We start from the raw sequence: 19,556 nt of genomic DNA, 5'->3' as shown, positions 1-19,556 counted from the left end.
CCCCATCTCCCCATCTCCCCATCCCCCCATCCCCCCATCTCCCCATCCCCTTAAAAAAGCAGGGCTTTTCGTTAGCCCACGCAGGTGGGCTTTGCTTCTATAGCCCCACTCTTCCAGAGTGAGGGTGATTTTTATACAAAATTAGTTTCACCACCCAAACGGTGAAAACAAAGAACTATTATTTCTATAAAAATGCAATCTTCCATATCCTAAAAACTGTCCGTGGGATTTTTCACCCGCAGGAAATGCGGTAACTCCAAATAAATAAACACCTTCAACTGAAGGATTGCGTATCGGTTTCAAAGCAATGTTGATTGTTTTACCTGGTTCAACTGGTGGGTTAAATGTCAGCGATACTGTTTTTTCTCGACGCTTTTCGGTAATCTGAAGCGGTAATTTTTCTTTTTCACTTTTAGTAGTTCCCGATATAGCAAAGCTGTCTTTCAAATCAAAATTTATATTATCTAATCCAGAATGCTGATTAATAGTTATCTTTTGCAGAGGTTCTCCCGCATCTGACGGAACCTGAACGGTAAAGTAATATGTAGCACCCCATATGTTTACATCGTCAAAGGTTGTTGTCGCTTTCACTAAACGCGGTACTTGAACAAAATATACTTTCCCATCTCGTAACTGTACTGCTTGACTCAATTTAAGTGTCGAATCAATACCGATGATACAAGCGAGAGTGATTAATATAATTGCGAAGCGCATGGTTAATTATTCAAGATTTGAAAGTTTGATTTTTAGCTATTAGAAGATATTTTAAAAGCATCCGGCGATTTAAATCGCGACTACATAGGCAAAGTCCACCTCCGTGGACTAATAAATGAATTGTTTAACCCGCGCAGGCGGGTTTTGCCTGTATAGCCGCGATTTAAATCGCCAGGTAAAATACTAAAAACCATAATGATTTATTTACACGCGCTTAACCCAAATCCAATTATTAAGAAATGTTATTAAAAAGGTACGTTAAATACTATATTTTGCGTGAAACTACGACTGTTTTGTAAAGGTTAATTGAGATGAGTAGTCAAAACAACTTCTATTGTTTCACACTAATATATATAACGAAGCAATTATTTTTCCATGAATACCATTTCCACTTCCAGCGTAGAATTTAAGCGTCCAGTTTGGCAAAATGCAATCATCATTACTTTAGGCTTTTGGCTCAGCGCTAGCTTAATTTTAGATTGGGTAATTATGCCTAGTCTTTACGTTTCGGGAATGATGACTCAATCGAGTTTTGCAACAGCCGGTTATACAGTATTTTGGAATTTCAATCGGGTTGAATTGCTTTGTGCGGGATTAGTATTAACTGGCGTTTTAGCCTTGAGTAAGAATCACTTTAACTGGCAAAGAAGCAGCATTATTTTAGCAACTGTACTGCTAGGTATTGCTTTAGCTGATACTTATTTCTTAACTCCCCAAATGTCTGCTATTGGACTGCAATTAAACTGGTTTGAAGTTTCTCAAACTCCTGCAAGTATGGATTTATTGCATGGTGCTTACTGGTTTATTGAAGCAGTAAAATTGGCGGTTGCTGGTACTCTTTTTACTGGATATTGCAAACAGGAAAATTAGAAGTTACATAGAAGTTAAAAATAATTTTCGCTCAAACTTGATTATTAATCTAGATCGACAGTTAATATTTGATACACAATAAATTCTACTCAGTCCGATTAATTGGGCTGAGTATTGTTTTTGAAGGTGCGTTACGCTGCGAGAATTTTATTAAAATTAGCGCAGGTTAATAACTGCTTACTGCTCACTGCTCACTGATTCTGATTCCTCTTGATCGAAAAATAGCAAACGTACTGCAAGTATGGCAAATCCAATCGCTGCAATAGTTTTGAGTAAACGTGTAGGTAGGAACTCTGCTGCTGCACCTCCCGCTAATGCTCCTAATAAACTAGTAAGTAGCAGCGCTAAAGCGGTACCGAAAAAGACTGCACGAGGAGATTTAGAGCGTCCCGAAAGCGCGATCGCAGCTAATTGACTTTTATCACCTAATTCGGATAAAAAAACTGTGATAAAACTTATTGCTAAAAGATGTAAGTCCATGATGAGTTATGAGTAAGGAATTAAATATTAAAAATCAACTTTTAAGCAAGAATTAAGTCTAAAAATAACATAATGGAAATTAACAAGAGGGTGACTCCTGCGGCTTTATTAATTGTTCTTGGAGAAAGATGTTTAGATAGCAAACTACCCAAAGCTACACCCAAAAAGCTTGTTGTAATCAATGCTGCACCAGAACCAACAAACACTACCCACGGGGAATGGGATTCCGCACTCATCAATAAAGTTGATAGCTGAGTTTTGTCTCCGATTTCTGCTAAAAAAATCGTAATGAAGGTGCTTCCAAATATAAATAGTGGAGACTGGGATTTTTGAGTAGAATTATCCGGTTCTTGTAGAGATGCTTCATGAAACGTCACGGAAGTCGGCTTATGGTGACATTCTGTATCTTCGATTTTCGGTTGCTGGCTTTGAGATATGGAAGTCCCAGTCAAGCTGATAGGAGTGGAGTCAAGTTTCACGGGAAATAATTCTATCTTAGGATAGTTTTCATTTTGTTTTCATTTTCTCAGATTTTTATGATAAATTGCAACCTTTGTTCGCAGATGGGAAGACAAAATTATCAGTTTCTCCTATTCCCTACTCCCTGCTCCCTCAGATTAACTCCGAACTTTCAATCCAAACATTGATGCGAAAGCGTCTTTCCGTAGGATAATCTAAAATCCAAAATCCTTTGCCAGTTGACCAAAGTAAACATAAGGAGTGAAGATATAAGGATTAGACCTCTTGCCTTCATGTCAGGTGGCTTTTAGTGCTTCTTAATTTACCTTGATGTTTTTGCTTGTAGCAACTGTTAATGGTGAAGTCTAGATAGCTCGCGGTTTTGTATGACAGTCTCGGTGGTACGGAAGTTATATGTATAGCTTCTGTGGCATATTTAAAAGCTAAAACAAAATTTATTGTGGCAAGCAGTCTATATTTTGATTAAAAAAAATTAACTGAGGAATAGCTGTGACGACAGTTGTGGAAAACCAAAAGCTAAATGTAAATAGTGATATGAAAGTTGGCGATCGCGTCCGTGTAACTGAATCTGTGGTAATTTATCACCATCCCGATCATCGTGGTGAAGCTTTTGACATCAAAGGCTTGGAAGGGGAAGTGATGGCTATTGTTACCCAATGGAAGGAAAGACCTGTTAGTGCTAACTTCCCTATCCAGGTGAAGTTTACTAAAAAGTTTAAAGCCCATTTACGTACTTCGGAGTTAGAAACAGTTTAAACTCAATTTCGGCGGCGAAACCACTGAAATATATTCAGTTCGCCGCGCATTTTTTTTAGTTCTTGGCGATTATTCTCAGCAGTACAATAATACCATTCACAATAACGTTTAAACTCCGAGCGCACTTCAACTTCTCGGTGAAATTCGCGAGTTGTTTGATTAACAGCAATAGTTTCTTCGATTATTTGAGATGACTCAGAAGGGATTATTCTGTGTAATTCTTGAGACATTTTTTAATTGGGAATTGGGAATTGGGAATTGGGAATTGGGAATTGGGAATGGGTAATGGGGAATTGGGAATGGGTAATTGGGAATTGGGAATGGGGAATGGGGAATTGGGAATTGGAATATAGATATACATTGACTGGTCGTGAATAAACTTAACAATCCAAAATCCATTCACGAAGTGTGTCCGAAGGACATAATCCAAAATCCAAAATCGAATTTACACCCACCCGCGCAAGCGGTATACAACCATACCAATGTACTCTTTTAAGGCGATGGTAAAGTTATCTAAATTTTTGCTATCGGGTAATAAATTTAAAATTGCACCTTTAGGAGTGCTAGCTAGTTCTTGAAGCTCACCCTCTGTAACTAGGAAATCAGTAGGTGCAGCAATCGTTTCGATCTTTTGATGTTGAAAAATTGCTAGCGATCGCGGCATATGCATTGCTGAAGTCACTAGCAATATACCCTCAATCTTGCGATCTAAAAGAATCTTTTTTACGTTTACGGCGTTTTCATAAGTGTTGAGCGAGTCTGGCTCTTGTATAATATCTTCAGATTTTACACCCATAAATATCAGTAATTTTGCCATATCTTCCGACTCCGGCGCACCTCCACCCCGCCAATCGATACGACCACCACTGACAATGATTAGGGGAGCTTTTTGCTGACGATAAAGTTGGGCTGCGTAAAGGACTCTATCCCCTGATTCGCTTAAGTCTACAGTTGTTCGCGGTGGGTAAACAGACTTAGTTGCACCACCTAAAACTACAATTGCTTCTGCTGTTGGTAATTCCGCAGCGGGAATATTTTGCCATTCCAAAGAACGGACTAGAAAGCGAGAAACCCAAGCATTAGAGCTAAAAAGTAATACAAACAGCGCGATCGCAATCAAAAATGCTGTCACACGCGGTCGTTTCCAAATCAAAAAAAGCGCTAAAACACAACAAATACAGGCAAACCCAAGGGGATAAAAGAAAAGAGGTATCAGTTTAGAAAGATATAAAAACATTTTTATTTATAGTTATAGGTTGTAGAGACTCCGCATTGCTACGCCCTTATTAAAGTTATGAATTATACCATTTCCTTGCAAGGATGTGCTGAATTTAGCCTACGCAGGTAGGCTTTGTAATATTAGCCCCAGCCTTCTAGGCTGCGGGTGTTTTAACGCAGCCTCATCCAGAATTGGTATAATTCCTAACTTTGGTAGTTTCAATTACCTTTCCCAAAACTTAATATTGATTCCAGAACGACGACGGTAACGACGGGTAGATTTTCTACTCCGTTGTGAGTTAACTCGCTGTGTGGAAGAAGCCACTTCGTCTGCGTCTCCTTCAGTCTGTTGCCTTTGATTTGATATCTTAGCTACAGTTGGTTCCTTACTTCCCCACCAACCAAAAATAAAGCCTGCACTCAAACCAGCTAATCCACCGAATAAAATACTCGTCTGTGAGGTATAGCCTAAGAGTCTAAAGCTAAGTAAGAAAAACAGCCAGTATTTGAGTCCAGCATCCACACCGTCGGAAGATGCGACGTTTTCAGGTTGGGAACTAGTTTTTGTGGATGTCAGAAATAAACCTAATGCTAACCCTCCCAATACCCCTAGGAAAATACTTAGTTCTGCGTTATTAGAAGACAGGTAAAATATAAACGCTAAAAATATTCCAAATATCAGTTGAGAGAGAAAGCTTTGCGAGAGAGGTAGAAAATTACCAGGACTTTTTTTTGCCATGATTCGGCTATTGGCTAATTAGTTGTTTTAATTGTGCCTGTTGAGGCTGAGTTGTATCTAAAATTTTCAGGTGTGATTTTTCTCGATCGCTAAACGGTTCTGCCGCTTTCATTTGTGATATTAGCAAATCAACGGTTGCATCTGCTACATCTCCAGTACGCTTGACAAGACGTTGGCGTAATACGTTTTCTGGCGCGGTACAGTTAACGATTTGCCAAGGAATTTGATATTTATCTGCTTGTTCAATAACCTCCCCTCGTAATTGCTGTTTGTCGTACTTTGCATCCAAAATTACAGAAAAGCCCAGACGAGCCAGCATAATACCCAATTCCATCAGCCGGGAATAAGTTTTGTGATTCATTTGGGGGGTATACAACTCATCCCCACCACGTTGTAACAAAGCAATTCCCGCTAAATGTTTTCGTACTGCATCTGAGCGTAGATGAACTGCTCCCAAATGTCGAGCTAAATATCGTGCTGTAGTACTTTTACCAGAGCCGGACAAACCAGACATCAAAATTAATTTTCCTGTCTGGGGTTTAGTATATTCCCAAGCAAGACGATAATAATCGGCAGCGGTTGAAGTCGCTTGTTGTTTAGCGGTTTGGGGTACGTTAGGGTCATCAAGTAAAAACGAAGTTACCTTGGCTCTGACGTAAGCCTGACGGCTCAAGTATAAAGACAATACCTGCAAACCTTCATAATCTCCAGTTTGTTCGATATAGGTATTTAGAAAAATATTACCTAGTTCTTTACCGTTTCGTGCTTCCAAATCCATCATTGCAAATGCAACATCGTAGATGACATCAACAAAACGAAATGCTTCGTTAAATTCGATGCAGTCGAAGAGCATCACTTTACCTTGCCATAAGCAGATATTTCTTAAGTGTAAATCGCCGTGACATTCGCGAATAAAATTGTGATTGACGCGACTTTGAAATAATTCTGTGCGATCGCGAAAAAACTTGTCTGTATAATTCTTTGTTTCGATAAATTGCTGCTGCGTCTGAGCTACACCAATATATTTTTCGGTTTGCTGGTAATTTTCGTCAAATGCAGCTCGTATTTGGGATACTTCTCCAAAGGAACTAATATAATTGCTGGTTACAGCTTTGGCATGATATTGAGCGACTACTTGCCCTAATTGGGCTACGTGTTGTTCTTCAAGTCCTCCGCGATCAAACATTTCACTAAATAGCGTCTCTTGCGGAAACTGACGCATTTTCAAAGTATATTCTACAGCTTCCCCTGCCCCCCCTAATTGATACTTATCGCCGTTGCGAGTAACTGGCAATACTTCCAAATAAATTTCAGGTGCTGCTACGCGATTTAACCGTAATTCTTCTTGACAAAAATGCTGTCGCTTTTGTAGGGTCGAATAATTCAAAAAACCGAAATTTACCGGCTTTTTCAACTTATAAGCATAATCTCCGGTTAACAATACGTAGGAAGAGTGAGTTTGAATCAACTGTATGGGTTCTTGAACTGCATGGGGATAAAAACCGGGCTGCATCATCTGCTCAATCGTTGCTGAAACGGACTTACTCATAAAATCCACCTTACGTACAACTATAATTCGGTTTTAAACACAAAAAAACCAGGAGTTCGCCCCCTGGTATTTTAATTGAAGAAAGTAGACTTCACACAGCTTCAGATGCTGCTTGTTCTCCTTCACCCTCACCTTCAGTAGTTGCACTAACTTGCGGTGGTAAAACGCTAACAACAAGTTCTTCAGATTCTGCTGTTAATGTTACCCCTTCAGGTAATTTGATGTCATTAACGTGCAGGCTGTCTCCGACTTTCAAGTTTGTGACATCAATCTCAATTGCATCGGGAATATTTTCTGGCAGACAGTTTAGCTGCATTTCATTAATTACCGTATCCAACATCCCGCCTTCTTCTTTGACACCAATTGCAGTACCGATAAAGTTAAGAGGTACTTCCACGGTCATTTTACCGTGACCTGCAACCGCAAAAAAGCTGAGGTGGAAAGGTTTACCTGACGCTGGATGAGCTTGAACTTCCCTGAGTAAGGTTTGACCTTGCCAAGGAATATCGTTCACCTTTAAATCGATTAAGGTATTGTTCACCGAAGCTTTTTTGAGCAAGCGTTCGACAGTTTTGGCATTAATTACCAAAGAAATTGATTCCGTACCTTTATGACCGTATAAATTGGCAGGAATTTCTCCAGAACGACGCAAAGCCTTGGTTTTGCTTCCTTCTGGTCGCTTTTGACATTCGACCGTCATTTCCATAGTTTTGTTCTATCTAATTAATGTTAGGGGTTATAGAGTTACTAGAGATTATTACCGCGCCTCTAAATATACGAGCAAAGACAATATTGTACCTCAACCTTATGCAGTCTTTAAACCAGCAGTTCCATCGGCTCGTAATAATCCCCGCTTTGGTCCGTGAATTGGGTCTTCAACAATGATTGTTTGGTCGCGACTCGCACCCAAGGAAACAATTGCGATCGGCACTTCCACTAGTTCTGCTAAAAATTTCAGGTAGTCTAAAGCTTGCGTCGGTAATTCATCTAAATTGCGACAATGGCTTGTTGACTGTTGCCATCCCGGCATAGTTTCGTAAATCGGGCGACAACGAGCAAATTTTCGGGCGTTTGTGGGAAAATGTTCAGTGCGAGTAGCGGAGCTAGACCCCTCCGGGGTATCGCCATCAATTTCGTAAGCGACACAAACTTTGATTTCTTCAAGTCCGTCAAGGACATCGAGTTTGGTAATCGCTAAGCAATCCATACCGTTAATCCGCACCGCATAGCGACCGATAACCGCATCGAACCAGCCGCAGCGACGTTTACGTCCGGTAGTTGTGCCAAATTCCGCTCCTACAGAACATAAATGTTCTCCGATCTCTCCGGAAAGTTCGGTAGGAAAAGGTCCTTCACCAACGCGAGTAGTATAGGCTTTTGCAACCCCAATTACTCGGTCGATCGCAGTCGGGCCCAAACCCGTACCTACACAGGCTCCACCCGCTACCGGATTAGAGGAAGTCACAAAAGGATAAGTTCCGTGATCTAAATCTAAAAGAGTACCCTGCGCTCCCTCAAACAAAATATTGCGACGTTCCTTAATTGCCTGATAAATTTCTAAGGAAGTATCAACAACGTAACGCTTTAAGCGTTCTGCATACCCCAAATAGTCTTCAATTACAGCAGAGGCATCGATGGGTGGTAGATTATAAAGCTTTTCAAGAATGACGTTTTTATAATTAATCGTCCATTCTAGTTGTTCGCGCAATCCTTTCGGGTCGATCAAATCTAACATCCGAATACCTGTACGCTCGGATTTGTCAGCATAGGTTGGACCGATACCCCTACCTGTAGTACCGATTTTATGAACACCCCGCCGCTCCTCAGAAGCTTTATCAATCAATCGATGATACGGCATCGTAACGTGTGCCGTTTCAGAAATCAACAGATTGTTAGTGGAAATATTTAAATTCTCTATCTGATCAAGTTCAGCAATCAAAACTTGCGGGTCAATAACAGTTCCAGAACCAATAATACATTTGGTTTCTGGATACAAAATACCGCTTGGAATCAAATGCAGCTTAAAGGTTTGACCTTTTACCACAATTGTATGTCCCGCATTTACCCCCCCTTGGTAACGCACGACAACATCTGCGGAACGGCTGAGTAAATCTGTTATTTTTCCTTTCCCTTCATCGCCCCATTGGGCACCTATAACAATGACGTTAGCCAAGAGATTTTTATTAAGATACAGTTTTCACAAATGATTATTATCTACACGTCAAGTAACTAATGTCAAGACTTACAAGCTACATTATTTTATAAAAATGCTCGATAAGTTATAAATCGGTGACATAATTTACCTTTTATTTGAGCAGAATTGATTCATTTAATACATTTTCCAAATTAATCTCTAGTAAAATAATTAACAGTTTCAACCTTAATCTCTCAGTATTAATTTGAATTTGATTTACTAGCTTTACAAACAAATGTATAAAAAATGTATATATCAAACGTAGATTTATAGAGAATTAATTGATAATAATGAATTTAATTACAGATATAGCTGCTTGAGAAATGCAGTGAATGTAAAAAATATTATAAATAAATGTTGTATTCACGACTTTACAAAAAACTGTAAAGGTATTAAATTATTTATTCCTTATTTTTTGCTCCTCAACTGTAGAGTGAGTATAATTCGTAATACCCTTCCCTACGGGACACCTTGCGGTGAACGGGAACACAGAAAGGTGAACGTAATTAATTCCTCATAAATAAAATTTAGGGGCTTAGTTTTTGGTCTATGATTCGCTTCTGATTTTTATAAACTTCCTCAAATTTGAAGGTTAAATTTTCGCAACTTAAAGAGCAATCGGTAATCTTGGGAAAAATACAATTTTTTTTAATAAAGCTTCTTTTTCCTATTCCCTATTCCCTGATAAAAATTATTTTTAAAATAACTCGGTAATTAATATAAAATTATCTTTGCTCTAGACATGATTAAAGCATCTAGCATTAAAAGAATTAAAATAGTATTTTTACTAGCGGTCTGTGTAGTATTTGCGAATGCAGTGATTTCGTGCAGCAATACTATTAAATTAAAAGTCAATCAAGCAAGTGTAAATCATTCACATCAAGTTATTATCCAGCTAGAAAGAACACTTTCAGCATTAAAAGATGCTCAAATAGCGCGTTATGGTTATTTGATATCGGCAAATACAGATTATCTAAAATATGATGTTACTGCACTGGAAAAAATCGATCTTAACCTCCAATTACTTAAAAAATTAACTCAAGATAATTACCAACAACAAAAAATTTTATTAATTGATGAAAATATTACTAATAAACTTAATTTATTAAGAAATCAATTATATACAAAGCAGAATCAAAAATTGGATTTATCTCAAGAATTAATTTTGACAGATGAGATAAAAAATGTAACTGATTCAATACAGTTAACGCAAAAATTATTATTAAATCAGATTAATCGATCGCAAAGCAGCTTTAAAACAGCGATCGCAGCCTTTTTTATTGCTGGATTTGTTAATTTAGGATTAGTAACACAACTTTATTATCTAGTTAAAAGTCGCATCATTAGACTTAAAAATACAAAATTGGCTTTACGACAAAGCGAAAACCGCTTGCGGGCAATAATAGATGCAGAACCAGAATGTATAAAATTAATTGATCGAAATGGCAATATTTTAGAAATAAATGCCTTCGGAGTAGCAATGATGGAAGCAGAAAACGCCGATAAACTAATTGGTAAATCGGTATATTCTACAGTTCTGCCGGAATATCAAAAAGCTTATAAATTAATGCATAAAAGCGTTTGTCAGGGTAACAAAGAATCTTTAGAATTCGAGATGATTGGATTCAAAAATACCCGCCGCTGGATGGAAAGTTACTCAGTACCCTTATCAAGTGAAAGTAACGAAGGCTTCTTACATTTAGCAATAACTCGTGATATCACACAACGTAAAGTATCAGAACAAAAACTTCGAGAACAAGCAGCATTGTTAGACGTAGTAACAAACGCAATATTAGTAAAAGATGTTGACAATCGAATTTTATATTGGAATAAAGGTGCCGAACAGATTTATGGTTGGCAAGCATCAGAAGTTAATAGTAAAAAATCATCGCAATTGCTACACAAAGGATATTCTCCACAGCTAGACGATGCATTGTTAAGCGTTATTAGTACTGGAAAATGGCAAGGAGAGTTACATCAATTAACTAAAGATGGTAAAGAGATTATTGTTGAAAGTCGCTGGACGCTATTGCAAGATCGACAAGGCAAACCAAAATCAATTTTTGTCGAAAATACCGAAATAACTCAAAAGAAACAGCTAGAAACTCAACTTTTAAGAACCCAGCGTTTAGAAAGTATCGGTACCTTAGCAGGAGGTATTGCTCACGATCTCAATAACGTATTAGCACCAATTTTAATGTCGGTACAATTATTAGAGAGGAAATTACAGGATTCGCACCATTTACGATTGCTCAAAACTTTAGAAAATAATGCTCTGCGCGGTGCTAGTTTAATCAAACAGTTGTTATCTTTTGCTAGAGGTATTGAAGGTAAACGTACCTTAGTTCAAGTCAAACATTTAATTACAGAAATTGAGCAAATTGTTCGACAAACCTTTCCTAAATCAATTAAATTAACCGTAAATATTGCCGAAGAATTGGGTTTTGTTTGTGGTGATGCGACCCAATTACATCAGGTATTAATGAACTTAGTTGTTAATGCTCGCGATGCCATACCTCAAGGAGGTAAACTAAAAATTTCCGCCGCAAATCTGTTTGTCGATGAACATTATGCCCAAATGAACATCAATGCTAAAACCGGCGCTTACATTGTAGTCAGTGTAGCTGATACGGGAGTAGGTATACATCCAGAAGTTCAAGAACGGATTTTTGAACCGTTTTTTACTACAAAAGAGCTAGGTCTTGGTACGGGGTTGGGTCTTTCTACCTCTTTAAGTATTGTTAACAACCACGGCGGTTTTATGAACGTTTATAGTGAGTTGAATAAAGGTACCATCGTTAAAGTTTATTTACCAATTACACCCCATCAAGAAACCGATATTCCTTGTTGCGATCGCCCTGCTAATCTTAATGGTAGCGGTGAATTAATTTTGGTAGTCGATGACGAGCCTGCTATTCGCGAAATTACTAAATCATCTTTAGAAGCTTATAATTACCGCGTACTTACAGCATCTAATGGTATCGAAGCTATAGAAATTTACGCTAAACATCAAAGCGAAATCAATGTGGTTTTGCTAGATATGATGATGCCTGAAATGGATGGTGAAATTACTATCGTATTGTTACAAAAAATCAACCCTTCAGTAAAAATTGTTGCTATTAGCGGCTTGGAGTTAAATCTAACTACAGATGATAAATCAAGTCAAAATGTGCAGGCATTTATGTCTAAACCCTGTACTGGCAAAGAATTGCTGCATGCGATCGGGAAAGTAACCAAAGAATTTAAATAGAGTTTACCGAAAAATTTATTGAGTATATATTTTTTTGCTGTTTGTATTTGTTACTATTAATAAAATTTTTACAATAATAAAATCTCGTTATGGCATTATACGCTGAATTGCATCGGCACCTGGGCGGTTCGGTTGTACCCCGGATTTTATGGGGATATTTCGAGCGTCATTCGGATGAGTTTATCCAGCGCTTTGAGGACTATCAAGAATTTGAAGAGTTTTATACCAAACCCCGCAATACCTTGGAAGAGTATCTAGAGTTACACACTCTAGTTGAAAGTGTCCAAACTATAGAAACTTTGCCTTACTTTATTTATCGTTTGGTACGCGGTGCATACATTTTTGAAAATTTGGCATATTTAGAACTGCGCTATACTCCTTACCTACGAACACCAGAACATTTAAGTCAATCAGAAAGAATTGACAAGATGGCTGAGATTGTAGATGTTGTTGGTAAAGCTAGTAAGTTATCCGAATATCCGATTGTCACCAGTCAGATTTTGTGTATGCATTCGCGGCTTCCCTATGAAGTCAACAAAGCGATTGTCGATTTAGCCGCTCAAAATAGACAGCACGTATGCGCTATAGATGTAGCAGGTGGAGATAGCGCTTACAAAGAACGTATGGATGAATGGATCGAGCTTTACGAATATGCTTTATCTGCCGGTTTGAATACTACCGGACACCTCTATGAAACTAAGGATGGGTGTCATGCAGAATTATTACCTTATCTAATGCGGATTGGTCACGGTATCCAAATTCCGCTGCTATATCCAGATTTACTCCCAGATGTAGCCAGACGGGGGCAATGTTTGGAAGTGTGTCCGACCACTTACATTAAGACGGGTACCTTGGAAGATATCCGACAGCTAAAGTTAGTATTTGAGCGCTGTTTTGATGCCGGGGTAGATATTGCTATTTGTACTGATAACGCTGGGTTACATAACGTGCGTTTACCATTTGAGTACGAAAATCTTTTAACCTACGACATTATCGATTTTGCAATGCTACAGGCTTGTCAGGATGCCGCTTTCCGTCATGCTTTTGCCTGGACTTATGGCGAACGTCCGGCGCTGTTATTAAACGATTTACTTCATTCCCAACGGCAAAAAGCAGCAATTGCTAATAGGTAATAGGTAATAGGTAATAGGTAATAGGGCGTTGCAGCAAGTGAATTTTTATTGTTTAGTTAAAAGTGAATTATCAAATAAATTTATTCAGGAAACAAGCGCAAACTAATCCATAGTTGGCGTAATTTATAGTAGTTCATTTCATTAATTTTGACGGTTTTTTCTCTAAGTATGAACAAAATCATTACAAAAGTTTAATAACAATATTTATAGAAGATGGTTCTGCGGTAGAGTAAATTGTATCCTCGCCAACAGTGTACGTTATGGCATCTAGTATCCAAGCTCTACCTTCAGAAGTCGTACATTTGATTACAGCCGGAGAGGTGATTGATTCTTTTGCCTCGGTGGTGCGGGAATTGATCGAAAATTCCTTGGATGCAGGCGCGACAAGGATTGTAGTGTCTCTGTACCCCGAACAGTGGCGGGTTACTGTGGCAGATAACGGTTGTGGAATGAGTCTATCCGACTTGCAGCAAGCCGCCAGCACTCATAGTACTAGTAAAATACGCTCCTGTGGAGATTTGTGGAAAATCAATAGTTTGGGTTTTCGCGGTGAAGCGCTGCACAGTTTAACAACCCTAGCCGATTTAGAAATTCTCAGCCGTGGATCGACTCACCCCGGAAAAATAGCTGACGGTTGGCGGATTGTATATGACGATCGCGGAGAAGCTTTACTAATGGAAGCAGCCGCGATCGCACCTGGTACGGTAGCCGTAATTTCTAATTTATTCGGCAATTGTAACGCTCGTCGTCAGGGTTTACCTTCTATAGCTCAGCAAATGAAAGCGGTGCAAGCAGTAATTCAACAAACCGCTTTGTGTCATCCCCACGTCACCTGGCAAGTTTGGCAAAACAAACGCGAATGGTTTGCTATTTATCCGACCGCGAACATGAAGGAAACTCTGTCTCAATTCCTCCATCGAGTGCATCCATCAGACTTACAAGAATTAAAAGTTGAACTAAATAACCCAGACGAGTCCTCACTTTCATTAGTCATCGGATTACCCGATAGATGCCATCGTCACCGTCCAGATTGGGTACGTGTAGCAGTCAACGGACGTATGGTTAAATCACCAGAACTCGAACAAACCATTATCGGAGCATTTCATAAAACATTACCTCGCGATCGCTATCCGGTTTCTTTTCTACACTTATTTGTTTCCCCAAACCAGATTAACTGGAATCGCAACCCCGCTAAAACAGAAATTTATCTCAACCAGCTTGATTATTGGCAAGAACAAATTGCTCAATCGATTGACAAAGCACTCAGCTTAAATTGTTCCACCATTCAGGAATCTCTACAGGTAGCACGAGTTGGTAAATTAATCAAAGCCGCAGAAGCAAAAAGCGGTTACAACTTCAACCGCAGAAGTCTGGAAGAAAAGAACTTTGAAGAAAATGACAATTTAAATAAAACTAATAAATCTCAATTTAAATCTTCAACCTTAACCGATTCACCCCTTTCGACAACATTTCCTTTAAAAGCAGTTGCTCAAATAAATAAAACCTATATAGTAGCCGAACATTCGGAGGGAATGTGGTTGGTAGAACAACACATAGCCCACGAAAGAGTATTATACGAACAAATTTGCGAACATTGGCAGCTAGTCAAGTGCGAACCAGCAATCATTCTTTATCAACTATCCCCCGCACAAATAGAACAGCTACAGCGGATTAATTTAGAAATAGAACCTTTCGGAGAACAACTTTGGGCAATTCGCAAAGTCCCCGCACTTTTACAACAGCGCGAAGATTGTGCCGAAGCAATATTAGAATTGAGTAAAGGAGGCGATTTAAAAACAGCCCAAGTCGCCGTAGCCTGTCGCAGCGCTATTCGCAACGGTACAACCTTGAGTTTGCCACAAATGCAGCAACTATTAGATCGATGGCAACGTACCCGCAACCCCCGCACCTGTCCCCACGGAAGACCAATTTTTTTATCCCTAGAAGAATCATCCTTAGCTCGTTATTTCCGTCGTAACTGGGTTATCGGCAAATCGCACGGAATGTGAATTAAGGTCAAAGGTTAAAGGTCAAAGGTGAATAGTTGGGAGTTTGAGGATTTTGGATTTTGGATTAGGATTTATAAGTTAGGAGTGAGGAGTAGAGAGTAGCGAGTAATGAGTTGCAAGTAGCGAAATAGTTATTTTTTCTTCGTCTCTTTGTCTCCCCCTCTCCCCATCTCCCCATCCCCCTCCCCCTTCAAAAAATATGAGTGCAGAAATTATTTGTGTCGGTACGGAAATGTTGCTGGGAGATATTCTCAATAGCAATGCTCAATATTTAGCGCAACAGTTAGCCGGGTTGGGTATTCCTCATTTTTATCAAACGGTTGTTGGAGACAATGGCGATCGCATTAAACAAGTTATTGAAATTGCTAGTAAAAGATCGGAAATACTAATTTTTACTGGGGGTTTGGGCCCGACTCCCGATGATTTAACTTGCGAGGCGATCGCTGATTTTTTCGGTTCTCCTTTAACCGAACGTGCGGAAATCATCGAGGATATTACTAAGAAGTACGCGATACTAAATAGAGTCATGAGCGCAAGTAATCGCAAGCAAGCTTTAATACCCAAAGGTGCGGAGATTTTACCCAATCCTACGGGTACGGCACCGGGGATCGTTTGGCAACCCCGCCCTAATTTGACGATTTTTACTTTCCCTGGCGTTCCTTCAGAAATGCACCGGATGTGGGAGGAAACCGCCGTTCCCTACCTGAAAAATCAAGGTTGGGGTAAACAAATCATTTATAGCCGAATGTTGCGGTTTTGGAACGTTCCAGAATCTACTTTGGCGGAGAAAGTATCTGCTTATCTCGATTTACCGAATCCTACGGTCGCACCTTACGCAAGCAAAGGACAGGTGAAATTACGAGTTTCTGCGAAAGCAAGTTCGGAAGCTGAAGCCCAAAGTTTGATTGCACCCGTTGAAAAGCAAATCAAAGAAATTGCCGGTTTAGATTGTTTTGGTGCGGATGAGGACACACTTGCTTCCGTAGTTGGGGAGCTATTGCGTAAGTCTGGGGAAACGCTTTCTGTGGCTGAATCCTGTACTGGGGGTACTTTGGGCGGAATGTTAACCGATACTTCGGGAAGTTCCGATTATTTTTGGGGTGGTGTAATTTCTTATGATAATTCCGTGAAAATTGGGATATTAGGAGTTAACGCGGAAGATTTAGAAAAGTATGGTGCGGTAAGTGCAACTGTAGCGAAACAAATGGCTTTAGGGGTCAAAAATCAGCTTTCTACAACTTGGGGATTGAGTATAACCGGGATTGCGGGACCTGGTGGAGGTACGGAAACGAAGCCCGTGGGTTTGGTTTATGTCGGTTTAGCGGCAGAAAATGAAGTCGAAAGTTTTGAATTCCGGTTTAATCCGGTGCGGGGTCGGTCTTTGATTCGTCACTTTAGCGCTTGTAATGCTTTGGATAGTTTACGACGGAAGTTGTTGCAGCGGTAATTGGTAATTGGTAGGTTGGGTTAGACACGATTGAGGAATTTAATTTGTAATAAGCAACTAAATTAATCGTGTCGTAACCCAACAAAGTTTTATAAATGTCAACCGACGGATTTTCGGGTTTGTAAGTTTAACCGAGCAGTATTTGTAGGTTGGGTTAGACACGAAAATCAATTTGAGTTGTAACAAGTAACTACATTAATCGTGTCGTAACCCAACATTGGAACCCACATTCCGCACCCGAACTCTCACAAAGGTGTTTTTACTGTTTTTTAGAATAAAACAAAGCTAGTTTATATACTCAATCTCCTTGTTTTAACTGATATTAAAAGCTATGCCAGCATAATTTTTATCTCAAAGTATGGGAAAAATTAAGTGATTACCGATTGTGACACTCAAGGTGCGGAATGTGGGTTTCATCCCTTGACAGGAATATCGCCGATCGCGCCGTTGCCACATCTGCTGAGAAATGCTGCACTCGTAACAAGCGGTAGATTTATTCGGATCGAAAAAGCTTACTTCCCCTTCAGCTACCCCAATACCCCCATTTATCCAAGGAATTCCAGCGCGATAAGCAAGCTGATTAATTGCCCAACGAGCATTAACGCTATCAAGACAACCGATAATGAGATTGCGATCGCGCACATCTCCGATACCAAGCTCAAATTCTAAATCACCGTGAATTGCCTGAATCTCTATTTCTGGATTGATTTCTAAAGCCCGTTGACGAGCAGCTTTTACTTTAGACAAGCCTGCCAACATCCCATTCTCGAAACAAAACAGAGCGCGTAAGGTTAGTAATTGATACCGTATCAAAATCAATAACGGTAATATTTCCAACACCCACCATTGCTAGATTCTTTAGTACCTCATTGCTCAAAGCACCCCCTCCAGCAACCAGTATTTTGGTATCATTCAGCCTGCTTTGATCCCACCAGTCAATCGAGTGATGCCTGTCATAGCGCATCTCTTCAACTGCTGTTATTGCGAAGGTGTCCATTTTTGCACCTGGAAACTTATACTTTTATAGTTCCCAGAATTAGATAAGAAATAACACTTACAAAAAGAATGCTAAGTATATAAAAACACTAATAAATTTAAATAAACAACCGATAAAACTGATAAACATTTAATGACGTTGAGTTATGATGCTTAAGAATCGCATTTTAAATATAATTTTTTTTAATATTATTTATAAGATTATTTAAATCACAACAAAAAATATTTAATAAATTAAATCAAATAAAAATAGATTCAAATCAGCACAAATGAAAGCTATACTAAGTGAGTACGCCGTAATTTCAAGCAAATTTTAATGGAAGGATTAAGGCGAAGTATGTGGATGAATAACATCAAAAGGGTAATACAATATCCCTACTTTAGCGGTTAAAATTTAACCAAAATGAACAGCAAATTCGCTACTATTAAGTAATCACTACTTTATTATTTTTATACCCAAGACTTCTCACGAGCAATTAAATGAGACGTATAAAAAAGCAATTTTTTATATCGCATCTGTCTTCAGGAAGAAAAATTGCTTTCAGGAATAGATATTGACAATACTTCTTTGTGGAGTTAAAAGAATATTTTTTAGTACTTTTGCCTTCAGCTTCCTCGATCGCAAAACTTTACAGAGACCGAGCCTTCACTTTTGCTTTGCTAAATATGAGTTTGTAAGCTGTTAATAACATTTTATTTTTTAAATAATTTTTTTATTAAAAGCAAAAATACACTCAAACCCAATGCAGCAAAGGATTTAGGCTAAATAAAGTTAACTATTATCAATCATTTTGTGTAATATCATCAGCATAATTAATCTCTGGAAGGTTGCTGAAAAGTTCACAATTTGTTACAAAAATACAAAGAACTTCTAGTAACCTGTACTTAAAATGTTTGGCGGACTTACTGGTTTTAAAGATTCTAAAGGTAGCGACTGGGGAGAGCAGATGCTCAACACCGTTGCGAGCCAAACGATTCGCCACTTGTTTACTAAAAGCGAGTCGGTAGAAGTCTTTGTCCGCTGCTATCCCTCCAGCAAGCTTTTACAGGGCAGTATTGACAGCTTCAAAATGGGTGGTCGCGGCTTGATAATTCGTAAGGATTTCTTCGTTGAGGAGATGTCGTTTGAAACCGATGCTGTGTCTATCGACTTTAGTTCGGTACTAAGCGGTAAGCTGCGTTTGAAGCAACCCACTCAGGCGATCGCCCAAGTTGTGTTAACCGAAGAAGGAATTAATCAGGCTTTCACGTCGGAATTAGTGAAAAAACGTTTGATAAACCTTTCGGAACCGACATTAACTGCATTATCTAATGGTGAACCCGTTTCTTTTACCGATGTTCGGGTAGAATTACTGCCAGATAATCAGTTAAAGATTTTCGCCAAAGCTGACTTAAATAGTGGCGAATTAGTCCCGTTGAATATGACTGTAAAAGTAAGTATTGAGCGACGACGAAAAGTCGCGTTCAAAAGTCCACAAATCGACCTGGAGTCGGTACCAGAAGAGCAAAGAGAAATTTCACAAACCCTATGTACTGCATTAGCAGAAATTTTAGATAATATGGTCGATTTAGACCGTTTTGACCTAGATGGAGTAAAAATGCGGCTTAATCGTTTAGAAACGGAAGGTCAAAAATTAATTTTTAGCGGATATGCCGAGATTGAGCGCATACCACGTACCTAGTAAATAATTAACGAACAGTTATCCACTTAAATCTGATAA

Annotated in this window: 18 protein-coding genes; 7 read left to right on the top strand and 11 right to left on the bottom strand. The window is 39.0% G+C overall.

From position 1 onward, the window contains the following. Nucleotides 1–147: 147 nt before the first annotated feature. On the bottom strand, nucleotides 148–714 hold the full coding sequence (locus VB797_RS19680; protein ID WP_323239425.1) for a DUF2808 domain-containing protein: 567 nt from the start codon (nucleotides 712–714) through the stop codon (nucleotides 148–150). 375 nt (nucleotides 715–1,089) lie between these two features. Between VB797_RS19680 and VB797_RS19675 the strand changes: the two genes are divergently transcribed. Then, a complete protein-coding gene (locus VB797_RS19675) occupies nucleotides 1,090–1,584 on the top strand; it encodes a hypothetical protein (protein WP_323239424.1) in 495 nt (164 codons plus the stop codon). Nucleotides 1,585–1,761: 177 nt separating this feature from the next. On the opposite strand, the gene VB797_RS19670 is transcribed toward VB797_RS19675, so the two are convergent. Both VB797_RS19670 and VB797_RS19665 read right to left on the bottom strand, forming a co-directional pair. Further along, a complete protein-coding gene (locus tag VB797_RS19670) occupies nucleotides 1,762–2,064 on the bottom strand; it encodes a TMEM165/GDT1 family protein (protein WP_323239423.1) in 303 nt (100 codons plus the stop codon). A gap of 41 nt (nucleotides 2,065–2,105) precedes the next feature. Next, nucleotides 2,106–2,543, bottom strand: a complete 438-nt coding sequence (locus tag VB797_RS19665) for a TMEM165/GDT1 family protein (RefSeq protein ID WP_323239422.1) — start codon at nucleotides 2,541–2,543, stop codon at nucleotides 2,106–2,108. Nucleotides 2,544–3,027: 484 nt separating this feature from the next. Between VB797_RS19665 and VB797_RS19660 the strand changes: the two genes are divergently transcribed. Further along, nucleotides 3,028–3,300 carry a ferredoxin-thioredoxin reductase variable chain gene (locus VB797_RS19660; protein ID WP_323239428.1) on the top strand — a complete coding sequence of 91 codons (273 nt, stop codon included), beginning with the start codon at nucleotides 3,028–3,030 and terminating at the stop codon, nucleotides 3,298–3,300. 2 nt (nucleotides 3,301–3,302) lie between these two features. Here VB797_RS19660 and VB797_RS19655 read toward each other — a convergent pair whose 3' ends face one another. The 6 genes from VB797_RS19655 to VB797_RS19630 all read right to left on the bottom strand — a co-directional run bounded on the left by VB797_RS19655 (nucleotide 3,303) and on the right by VB797_RS19630 (nucleotide 8,979). Next, complete coding sequence (locus tag VB797_RS19655; RefSeq protein ID WP_323239421.1) at nucleotides 3,303–3,530, bottom strand: hypothetical protein; 228 nt, start codon at nucleotides 3,528–3,530, stop codon at nucleotides 3,303–3,305. Nucleotides 3,531–3,745: 215 nt separating this feature from the next. Continuing rightward, nucleotides 3,746–4,537, bottom strand: coding sequence for a YdcF family protein (locus VB797_RS19650; RefSeq protein ID WP_323239420.1), 792 nt, complete (start codon nucleotides 4,535–4,537; stop codon nucleotides 3,746–3,748). A 204-nt stretch (nucleotides 4,538–4,741) separates the two neighbouring features. Next, nucleotides 4,742–5,257 carry a hypothetical protein gene (locus tag VB797_RS19645; protein ID WP_323239419.1) on the bottom strand — a complete coding sequence of 172 codons (516 nt, stop codon included), beginning with the start codon at nucleotides 5,255–5,257 and terminating at the stop codon, nucleotides 4,742–4,744. A gap of 7 nt (nucleotides 5,258–5,264) precedes the next feature. After that, a complete protein-coding gene (locus VB797_RS19640) occupies nucleotides 5,265–6,806 on the bottom strand; it encodes an AAA family ATPase (protein WP_323239418.1) in 1,542 nt (513 codons plus the stop codon). 91 nt (nucleotides 6,807–6,897) lie between these two features. After that, nucleotides 6,898–7,512 (bottom strand): 50S ribosomal protein L25/general stress protein Ctc, encoded by a 615-nt coding sequence (locus VB797_RS19635; RefSeq protein WP_323239417.1) that lies wholly within the window; start codon nucleotides 7,510–7,512, stop codon nucleotides 6,898–6,900. 99 nt (nucleotides 7,513–7,611) lie between these two features. Continuing rightward, nucleotides 7,612–8,979: an adenylosuccinate synthase gene (locus tag VB797_RS19630; protein ID WP_323239416.1), complete on the bottom strand. Its 1,368-nt coding sequence runs from the start codon at nucleotides 8,977–8,979 to the stop codon at nucleotides 7,612–7,614. A 763-nt stretch (nucleotides 8,980–9,742) separates the two neighbouring features. On the opposite strand from VB797_RS19630, the gene VB797_RS19625 reads away from it, so the two are divergent. The 4 genes from VB797_RS19625 to VB797_RS19610 all read left to right on the top strand — a co-directional run bounded on the left by VB797_RS19625 (nucleotide 9,743) and on the right by VB797_RS19610 (nucleotide 16,839). Further along, nucleotides 9,743–12,250 carry a PAS domain S-box protein gene (locus VB797_RS19625; RefSeq protein ID WP_323239415.1) on the top strand — a complete coding sequence of 836 codons (2,508 nt, stop codon included), beginning with the start codon at nucleotides 9,743–9,745 and terminating at the stop codon, nucleotides 12,248–12,250. A gap of 89 nt (nucleotides 12,251–12,339) precedes the next feature. Next, a complete protein-coding gene (locus tag VB797_RS19620) occupies nucleotides 12,340–13,383 on the top strand; it encodes an adenosine deaminase (protein WP_323239414.1) in 1,044 nt (347 codons plus the stop codon). Nucleotides 13,384–13,643: 260 nt separating this feature from the next. After that, nucleotides 13,644–15,392, top strand: coding sequence for a DNA mismatch repair endonuclease MutL (gene mutL / locus VB797_RS19615; protein ID WP_323239413.1), 1,749 nt, complete (start codon nucleotides 13,644–13,646; stop codon nucleotides 15,390–15,392). 199 nt (nucleotides 15,393–15,591) lie between these two features. Beyond that, nucleotides 15,592–16,839, top strand: a complete 1,248-nt coding sequence (locus VB797_RS19610) for a competence/damage-inducible protein A (protein WP_323239412.1) — start codon at nucleotides 15,592–15,594, stop codon at nucleotides 16,837–16,839. Nucleotides 16,840–17,190: 351 nt separating this feature from the next. Here the strand turns inward: VB797_RS19610 and VB797_RS19605 are convergent, their stop codons facing one another. Both VB797_RS19605 and VB797_RS19600 read right to left on the bottom strand, forming a co-directional pair. Further along, the gene (locus tag VB797_RS19605) at nucleotides 17,191–17,598 is read right to left on the bottom strand and encodes a HesA/MoeB/ThiF family protein (RefSeq protein ID WP_323239411.1); all 408 of its coding nucleotides are present in this window, start codon (nucleotides 17,596–17,598) and stop codon (nucleotides 17,191–17,193) included. Continuing rightward, nucleotides 17,579–17,836, bottom strand: a complete 258-nt coding sequence (locus VB797_RS19600) for a ThiF family adenylyltransferase (RefSeq protein WP_323239410.1) — start codon at nucleotides 17,834–17,836, stop codon at nucleotides 17,579–17,581. The genes VB797_RS19605 and VB797_RS19600 overlap by 20 nt, the downstream gene beginning before the upstream one ends. Nucleotides 17,837–18,725: 889 nt before the next feature. Between VB797_RS19600 and VB797_RS19595 the strand changes: the two genes are divergently transcribed. Next, complete coding sequence (locus tag VB797_RS19595; RefSeq protein WP_323239409.1) at nucleotides 18,726–19,517, top strand: DUF2993 domain-containing protein; 792 nt, start codon at nucleotides 18,726–18,728, stop codon at nucleotides 19,515–19,517. Nucleotides 19,518–19,556: the final 39 nt, after the last annotated feature.

The sequence above is a fragment of the Rivularia sp. UHCC 0363 genome, from assembly GCF_034931125.1.
Lineage (GTDB): Bacteria > Cyanobacteriota > Cyanobacteriia > Cyanobacteriales > Nostocaceae > Rivularia.
The sequence above is the reverse complement of the archived record's forward strand: the minus strand, read 5'-3'. Positions and strand labels throughout refer to the sequence as shown.

Excerpts from the sequence above, each read along its gene's own strand:
- VB797_RS19625 (WP_323239415.1), top strand. The coding sequence starts at position 9,743 with ATGATTAAAGCATCTAGCATTAAAAGAATTAAAATAGTATTTTTACTA.
- VB797_RS19605 (WP_323239411.1), bottom strand. The coding sequence starts at position 17,598 with ATGTTGGCAGGCTTGTCTAAAGTAAAAGCTGCTCGTCAACGGGCTTTA.
- VB797_RS19675 (WP_323239424.1), top strand. The coding sequence starts at position 1,090 with ATGAATACCATTTCCACTTCCAGCGTAGAATTTAAGCGTCCAGTTTGG.
- VB797_RS19640 (WP_323239418.1), bottom strand. The coding sequence starts at position 6,806 with ATGAGTAAGTCCGTTTCAGCAACGATTGAGCAGATGATGCAGCCCGGT.
- VB797_RS19595 (WP_323239409.1), top strand. The coding sequence starts at position 18,726 with ATGTTTGGCGGACTTACTGGTTTTAAAGATTCTAAAGGTAGCGACTGG.
- VB797_RS19620 (WP_323239414.1), top strand. The coding sequence starts at position 12,340 with ATGGCATTATACGCTGAATTGCATCGGCACCTGGGCGGTTCGGTTGTA.
- VB797_RS19670 (WP_323239423.1), bottom strand. The coding sequence starts at position 2,064 with ATGGACTTACATCTTTTAGCAATAAGTTTTATCACAGTTTTTTTATCC.
- VB797_RS19650 (WP_323239420.1), bottom strand. The coding sequence starts at position 4,537 with ATGTTTTTATATCTTTCTAAACTGATACCTCTTTTCTTTTATCCCCTT.
- VB797_RS19655 (WP_323239421.1), bottom strand. The coding sequence starts at position 3,530 with ATGTCTCAAGAATTACACAGAATAATCCCTTCTGAGTCATCTCAAATA.
- VB797_RS19645 (WP_323239419.1), bottom strand. The coding sequence starts at position 5,257 with ATGGCAAAAAAAAGTCCTGGTAATTTTCTACCTCTCTCGCAAAGCTTT.
- VB797_RS19600 (WP_323239410.1), bottom strand. The coding sequence starts at position 17,836 with ATGGACACCTTCGCAATAACAGCAGTTGAAGAGATGCGCTATGACAGG.
- VB797_RS19635 (WP_323239417.1), bottom strand. The coding sequence starts at position 7,512 with ATGGAAATGACGGTCGAATGTCAAAAGCGACCAGAAGGAAGCAAAACC.
- mutL (WP_323239413.1), top strand. The coding sequence starts at position 13,644 with ATGGCATCTAGTATCCAAGCTCTACCTTCAGAAGTCGTACATTTGATT.
- VB797_RS19680 (WP_323239425.1), bottom strand. The coding sequence starts at position 714 with ATGCGCTTCGCAATTATATTAATCACTCTCGCTTGTATCATCGGTATT.
- VB797_RS19610 (WP_323239412.1), top strand. The coding sequence starts at position 15,592 with ATGAGTGCAGAAATTATTTGTGTCGGTACGGAAATGTTGCTGGGAGAT.